8 protein-coding genes are annotated in these 6,774 nt (G+C 41.9%); 4 read left to right on the top strand and 4 right to left on the bottom strand.

Annotated elements, in window-relative coordinates; all coding sequences use genetic code 11:
* Positions 1–499 precede the first annotated feature (499 nt).
* Positions 500–1,414, top strand: a complete 915-nt coding sequence (guaA, locus tag A9957_RS07245; RefSeq protein WP_292343678.1) for a glutamine-hydrolyzing GMP synthase — start codon at positions 500–502, stop codon at positions 1,412–1,414.
* A complete protein-coding gene (locus tag A9957_RS07240; RefSeq protein ID WP_292343677.1) occupies positions 1,411–2,451 on the top strand; it encodes an archaeosine biosynthesis radical SAM protein RaSEA in 1,041 nt (346 codons plus the stop codon). Before guaA ends, A9957_RS07240 begins: the two co-directional genes overlap by 4 nt.
* A 4-nt stretch (positions 2,452–2,455) precedes the next feature.
* Here A9957_RS07240 and argB read toward each other — a convergent pair whose 3' ends face one another.
* Together argB and A9957_RS07230 are read right to left on the bottom strand one after the other, a co-directional pair.
* Complete coding sequence (gene argB, locus A9957_RS07235; RefSeq protein ID WP_096711677.1) at positions 2,456–3,343, bottom strand: acetylglutamate kinase; 888 nt, start codon at positions 3,341–3,343, stop codon at positions 2,456–2,458.
* 103 nt (positions 3,344–3,446) lie between these two features.
* Positions 3,447–3,749: a non-histone chromosomal MC1 family protein gene (locus A9957_RS07230; protein ID WP_096711678.1), complete on the bottom strand. Its 303-nt coding sequence runs from the start codon at positions 3,747–3,749 to the stop codon at positions 3,447–3,449.
* 242 nt (positions 3,750–3,991) lie between these two features.
* Here A9957_RS07230 and mptA point away from each other — a divergent pair, with 242 nt between their 5' ends.
* Together mptA and A9957_RS07220 are read left to right on the top strand one after the other, a co-directional pair.
* On the top strand, positions 3,992–4,945 hold the full coding sequence (gene mptA, locus A9957_RS07225) for a GTP cyclohydrolase MptA (protein ID WP_096711679.1): 954 nt from the start codon (positions 3,992–3,994) through the stop codon (positions 4,943–4,945).
* A 14-nt stretch (positions 4,946–4,959) separates the two neighbouring features.
* Positions 4,960–5,271: a DUF2098 domain-containing protein gene (locus A9957_RS07220; RefSeq protein ID WP_096711680.1), complete on the top strand. Its 312-nt coding sequence runs from the start codon at positions 4,960–4,962 to the stop codon at positions 5,269–5,271.
* On the opposite strand, the gene A9957_RS07215 is transcribed toward A9957_RS07220, so the two are convergent.
* A complete protein-coding gene (locus A9957_RS07215; RefSeq protein ID WP_096711681.1) occupies positions 5,272–6,213 on the bottom strand; it encodes a DNA polymerase subunit beta in 942 nt (313 codons plus the stop codon). It lies immediately after the preceding gene.
* Positions 6,214–6,261: 48 nt separating this feature from the next.
* Complete coding sequence (locus A9957_RS07210; protein WP_165869005.1) at positions 6,262–6,711, bottom strand: N-acetyltransferase; 450 nt, start codon at positions 6,709–6,711, stop codon at positions 6,262–6,264.
* Positions 6,712–6,774: the final 63 nt, after the last annotated feature.

Raw genomic sequence — 6,774 nt, 5'->3', positions numbered from 1 at the left:
CCGATTCTAAAAGAATAATCTATGCCAAGATATATCCTACAAGGAACCACTTAACTACGAAATCTTTCTTTAAGGATTTGAAACGAATATATGGAGAAATGCCAAAGAGGGCAGTTGTGGATGGGGGCCATGGTACACTGCTACAGCGAAACCCGGGATTCAGAGAACTGTAATATCCGGGGATATCAGAAATTATATCGAGCGATGGTCAAATCTTTTAAAAGGAGGATTAAGATGTTCGATAAATATTTCCCACATAAAGAGGGACTTGTTCAGCATATTAATAACTGGATACAGATGTTTAATCATAATTACATCAGAAATTATCAAAATCTAAACTCATATACGCCTTATCAATGGGAAAGATGCTTTTACTGAACAGTACCAAGTTACCGACCGGAAAACATATCTATATAAATCAAAAATTGCATCGGTACGATTAAGTCATACAAATCCCTAGTAAGCACAAATCATCATAAACCATATGGAGTTTCCTTTCATGGTAAAAACCGAAAAATTCATTCCAAAAGCAATCGAGAAAATAAAAGCCAAAGCGCAGGGCAAAACGATCATCGCCCTCTCGGGAGGCGTTGACAGTTCCGTATGTGCAGTCCTTGCACACCGTGCAATTGGTGATAATCTGATACCGATCTATATAGACACAGGTCTTATGAGAAAAGGTGAAACCGAACGAATAAAGGGAATATTCGGTGACATGAATCTCCAAATCATCGATGCAAAGGATCGTTTCCTTGACAGCCTGGTGGGAATCAAGGACCCAGAAGAAAAAAGAAAAGCTGTCGGTGAGACTTTCATTCGTGTCTTTGAAGAAGAAGCACTCGGTGTTGAGGCAGAATGTCTGATCCAGGGGACCATATACCCGGATAAGATTGAATCCGATGGTGGTATCAAGTCTCATCACAACGTAGGCGGCCTGCCCGAACATATCAATTTCAAACATATTATAGAACCTATTGATGACCTCTACAAGGACGAGGTAAGGGAAGTCGCTCATGCGCTCGAACTGCCAGAAGAAATCTGTGAAAGAATGCCTTTCCCGGGACCGGGACTTTCAGTAAGGATAATCGGAGAAGTTACAAGAGAAAAGATCGAAGTTGTCAGAGAAGCAAATGCGATTGTGGAAGAAGAACTGCTTGAACAGTTCTTCCCCTGGCAAACATTCGCGGCAGTTTTGGGCAAAGGGACCGGCGTAAAAGGCGACCTAAGGGTACATGGCTGGATCGTTGCAGTGCGCGCAGTAGGTTCAAGAGATGGTATGACCGCAGAGGCCCTGGATTTACCCTGGGATACCCTCAGAAAAATCAGCTCGCGCATAACCGGGGAAATCCCCACAGCAGCAAGAGTTGTCTATGACATAACACCAAAACCACCTGCTACTATCGAGTTCGAATGAATCTTAATGATAGAATACTGGAAATTAGACAGCAGCAACGCATAAAAAAGGCTCCAAACAATGAGCCTGCTGCTGTCTGGACAGGCAAAGATCTTCTTCAAGGAGAAATAACAGATACCCTAACCCTTATTTTCAAGACCTGTGGATGCTGGTGGGGGATAAAAGGAGGGTGTACAATGTGTGGTTTTGTTTATGACAGAGCCTCCACACCTCCATCAGCTGAAGACCTATTGCAGCAGTACGAAAAAGCACTTGAGCGTTCTTCCGGATTGCAGGAATTCATAGTAAAAATATTCACATCCGGCAGTTTCCTGGATGAAAAGGAAATTGATGCACAAGTCAGAGAAACCCTACTGAATAAAATGGAAGCAGACGAAAGGATCAAGAAAGTAATTGTAGAAACCCGACCCGAATTTGTAACAGAAGATACCCTTGCTTCCTGCACAGAAGTGCTAAAAAACACCGGTTTTGAAATCGCTATTGGTCTTGAGACAAGCAGTGATTTAATACGCAAACGTTCCATAAACAAGGGTTTTACCTATGCAGGTTTTTCCCGTGCGACACAACTTGCTCATGAGAAAGGTGTTACTGTTAAGGCATACCTGCTTCTCAAACCACCCTTTTTGTCAGAAATCGAAGGAATGAACGACATTATAGATACGATAGATGATATTGTCAGTCTGGTTGACACAGTCTCCATAAACCTGTGCAATGTCCAGAGAGGAACTTTTGTGGAACGCCTATGGGAAAGAAACCAATATAGACCGCCCTGGCTATGGAGTGTTGTCCGGATACTCATCGAGTCCAAAAAGAATCACCCTGATCTTGTGATCACATCGGATCCCGTCGGAGCCGGCTCAAAGCGTGGACCTCATAACTGCAGGGAATGCAGCCACATGGTTGCCGATATGATCAGGGAATATTCCCTCACACAGGATATCGCGATATTGGAAGACCTCAACTGTGATTGCAAGGAAGAATGGGAAAAAGTACTGGAACTTGACGGGTTAACCTTTGGCTGCCCCATCAAATCCTGAAAACTTAAAATACCATAGTGCCTATCCCGCCATCTGTAAACAGTTCCAGAAGGATGGAATGGGGCACACTTCCATTTATTATATGCACCCTTTCTACACCGTTTTCTACACTTGTGGATGCACTGCGCATTTTGGGGATCATACCGCCACCAATAATTCCCTCATCAATTAGATCCTCTACCTGAGGTGCAAGCACCCGTGAAATCCTTGTCGTAGTGTCTGAAGGATCCCTCATAAGTCCTGCCACATCAGTCATTAGAATGAGTTTTTTGGCCTGCAGGGATTTGGCAATATCTCCGGCAACCGTATCTGCATTGATATTCAGGGCATTGCCCTCATTATCCACAGCAATCGGAGAGATCACAGGTATGTAGCCCTGATTTGTCACTATATGGATCAATTCCGTATTGATTATTTCGGTATCTCCAACCCACCCCAGGTCCACACTGTGCTCTATATCCTCTATCATAACCCTCTGGGCAGGTTTTTTGCGAGCCATTATCATTTTCCCGTCTTTTCCGGAAAGACCCACACCTTTTGCACCGTGCTGACCAATCAGGGACACAATTTTCGTATTGATGCTGCCTACAAGGACCATACGGGCAATTTCCATGGTCTCGTCATCAGTAATACGCAAGCCGCCTACAAATTCGGGTTTCTTGCCCATCTGCTCCATTTTTTCAGTAATTTCAGGTCCGCCGCCATGTACGATTACCGGATGTATTCCCACGAATCTGAGAAGCACAATGTCCTCAACAATTGCACTCATTATTTCGGGGTCTACCATTGCGTGCCCTCCAACCTTTATCACCATAAATGAATCATAGAATTCACGAATGTAGGGAAGGGCTTCAATCAATATATTTTCCTTCTTATACGAGCCTTCTGACATAAAGGCTACATAGGAAAACAATGCTTTAAACTTTTTGTAAAGAAAAATAGATAAACAAGGGGATAACCCCTATATGAGTATAATAAGAAAGTAATAGAAATAATCAGACTTGCTCAAGTTTGATTATGCCTGGTTTTTCTTTTCTTACAAAAGGCTTGTTGATTTTGTCAGGCATCCAGTCTGGTTTGTTCTTGGGAGCATCAACTTCCTCTTTCCAACCATAGAAAACATGGACTTTCTTGGTCCCCCTTTCACGGAGCATAATTTTTTCAGGGTTTTTCTTGGTGCCTTTACCACGGTTTGCAACTTTAAGAGCTGCCTGTCTTGGTTGCTTTCCTGTAAATACTCCATGTTCGTTTCCTTTTTCATCCCTTAATACAAAATTTCTCGGTTCTGACTTAGACATTTAATCACCTTGTCCACCGTTACCGGTTATTGATTAGTTGTAATGTTGTTGTATATATAATTAACTTTTAATGTTGCCTTTTGATAATGATTTGAATGAAAACCGACCAAAAGGGTTAATGCACAGTAGTAAACACATACAATAAATTCGTCAACAAAACATTTACATGCGATGAATAAGTTTCAATTATAGTTTCAATTACAATCAATTTATTTTACTTAACCCGTTTAGAGGTCATTTAAATGGAACTCCCAGTATTAGAATTACCAGATGTTCAGGCAAATAAACCAAAAATACCGATAAACCTCACCAGAGTCGGTGTAACCGACGTGAAAAAACTGGTCGAGATCAAGAGAAAAGATAAAAGACCAATAGTCCTTATATCTACTTTCGATATTTTTGTTGATCTGCCTTCCGACAGGAAAGGAGCAAACCTTTCACGTAATTTTGAAGCTATAGATGAGGTTCTCGAAAAGGCAGTCAATATGCCTGTTTATGAGATAGAAGAACTTTGCGGAGATGTTGCACAAAATCTTCTCACAAGACATGAATATGCCACTCAGGCAGAAGTGATCATGAAAAGTGAGTACGTGATCAAACGTGAAGCGCCTGTGAATAAAATGCAATGTCAGGAAGTTGTCGATATATTCGCAGAATCCTTTGCAACCCGTGATGAAGAAAACAACATCGAAGTCAAGAAACTTATTGGTTCAGAAGTTGTAGGAATGACCGCATGCCCCTGTGCACAGGAAATTATGCGGGATAAGGCCATGAAAGAGCTTACAGAACTTGGAGTGAATGAGAAGACCATATCCCTTTTCCTCAAAAGGATGCCAATGCCCACCCACAACCAGCGAGGCAGGGGTATAATTTCTATCCAGACAAAGTGTGATGTCGAAGTGTCTCTGGAAGAGATAATAAAGGTTATCGAAAACTCCATGAGTTCAAATGTCTTCGAATTATTGAAGCGCCAGGACGAAGCTTTTGTGGTAGAAACCGCTCACAGAAATCCAAAATTCGTGGAAGACTGTGTGAGAACAATGGCACAGAAAGTTGTAGAAAAGTTCCCCCACCTACCCGATGATGCTGTAATAACTATTAAACAGATAAATGAGGAAAGCATACACAGGCATAATGCATTTGCCGAAAGGGTTGCGGATTTCAGTGATCTCAAAAATGAGATTGCAAATAGTTAAAGAAGGCAATATAAATGGAACAAATACAAACATCTGACATCGACGGTCACCCCCTTGAAAAAGGCATGGTGGTGAGATATCTCAATACTGGAACTCTGGGAGAAATCGTCGATATAAAGGAAGATGATGAAGGCACATGGGCCCTGATGAATACCACAGACCTTTACTACAGGGTCGATACCTTGAAAGTATCAGACGAAAAAGTAGGAAAAAGGGGAGAAAAAGAATACAGTGCAAGCGATGTAAAGGATTACCTGCTCAGCCAGGACGAGGAAGCCTCTTCAGGAAATCTGGAGAATGTATATCAGTCCACTGGAGGGGGCTGATTACAATAAACCCTCTTTCTCAAGCAACGTAAGGGAGCGCATCCATTCACCCCGGGGCTCCCTTGAAGTACCTACTACAAGCCTTTTTTTATGTCCCAGCTCCTCAACCACTCCCCTTGCTTCTATTCTTTCTCCTGTTAATGCCTGACCCGAATAGGTGTGCGTGTATGAAAGGATATGGTCTATCTCCTCATGATCAATTTTATACAACGCAGGATTATCAAAAGCAAATGTCGCATCTGTAACAGTAGCTTTTATTTGTATATGCTTGGTATCTGTCCCCCTTTCCAGGGGCTGATGTATCTGATCCCAATCTCTTGTGAAGAGGAGATCAAAATAGGTACCATTTACCATTCCACGATTTCCTTTTCTCAATTCATGCAGAAGAAACTCATCATATGAAATTTCAGGAGAGCGTTTTCTGTAAATACGTTGCCACATATTCTCATCGATTGCCTCAATAAGGGAACTGGATAGTTTTGCCCTGTTTATGGCATCACGTGCCTTAAACCAGTCCGGCCCGTAAATCACAAAATCAATATCAGACATGTCATTTTGTAAACCAGGGAGGATTGAACCGGTAACTCCCTGTTTGCTCATAGGTATACCAGCATCAGAAAGAACCGTAACAATTGTTTTGATTTGTTCATCCGAGTCAACTACTTCAGGCACCCGATCTACAGGGCTGAGAATTTCTGAAATCCGTTCCTGTGGAATTATATGTACATCAGCTATCCAATCCGGGTGATGCTTGCGCATGTAATCAAAAGAATCGGCGAAATCGTATTTCCTGTACTTCATTCCGTTTGCAAATCGATTCCCCTCCTCATCCGGAGCATACCTTAGTATTCCCCTTATACCGTCGGGGTGGAAATAATCGACTACCGAAAAAAAACAGTCTTCATCTGTACGTACAAAATCCCTTAATCTGGTCCTGATCATCCATAGCCTTCCTTTATTAAATGCAAGAGTGAAATCATGATAAATAAATTACAAATACCTGAGCAAGGCAATTTCATTGCAATCCGGGAATTTTGGACATTTTATGCAACCTACCCATACCTTATGCGGCAGTGATGCCTTTTCAACTTTTGAAAAACCCTGTCTTTCAAAAAATTCCGGCACGTAAGTAAGGGTAAATGCTCTTTTCACCCCGATGTTTTTCCCCTCTTCGATACTGGTATCCAGTAGTATCGACCCAATGCCCATTCCAGTGTGTTCGGGTTTAACAGCAAAAGACAGGATTTCGGCCAGATCTTCCCATACAACCTGAAGAGCACAGCAACCAATCACTTCACCATTTTCCTCATAAACATAAAAATTCCTTATGTTTTCATATAGTTCCCCCACAGAGCGGGGTAACATAATCTCTTTTTTCGCATAGCTGTTTATGAGGTCTTTCATGGGAGTTACATCCTCAATTACAGCCTTACGAATTATACCCGGTAACTGCTTATGGATATTAGATTCCTCCGAAATAATAGCATGAATGGTACGAATGAA

Origin of the sequence: Methanohalophilus sp. DAL1 (assembly GCF_001683555.1) — an archaeon.
GTDB lineage: Archaea > Halobacteriota > Methanosarcinia > Methanosarcinales > Methanosarcinaceae > Methanohalophilus > Methanohalophilus euhalobius.
This window is presented reverse-complemented; position numbering and strand designations above follow the sequence as displayed.

What these genes read in the sequence shown, in the direction of transcription:
- guaA (WP_292343678.1), top strand. Translation starts at nt 500, where the DNA reads ATGGTAAAAACCGAAAAATTCATTCCAAAAGCAATCGAGAAAATAAAA.
- A9957_RS07240 (WP_292343677.1), top strand. Translation starts at nt 1,411, where the DNA reads ATGAATCTTAATGATAGAATACTGGAAATTAGACAGCAGCAACGCATA.
- argB (WP_096711677.1), bottom strand. Translation starts at nt 3,343, where the DNA reads ATGTCAGAAGGCTCGTATAAGAAGGAAAATATATTGATTGAAGCCCTT.
- A9957_RS07230 (WP_096711678.1), bottom strand. Translation starts at nt 3,749, where the DNA reads ATGTCTAAGTCAGAACCGAGAAATTTTGTATTAAGGGATGAAAAAGGA.
- mptA (WP_096711679.1), top strand. Translation starts at nt 3,992, where the DNA reads ATGGAACTCCCAGTATTAGAATTACCAGATGTTCAGGCAAATAAACCA.
- A9957_RS07220 (WP_096711680.1), top strand. Translation starts at nt 4,960, where the DNA reads ATGGAACAAATACAAACATCTGACATCGACGGTCACCCCCTTGAAAAA.
- A9957_RS07215 (WP_096711681.1), bottom strand. Translation starts at nt 6,213, where the DNA reads ATGATCAGGACCAGATTAAGGGATTTTGTACGTACAGATGAAGACTGT.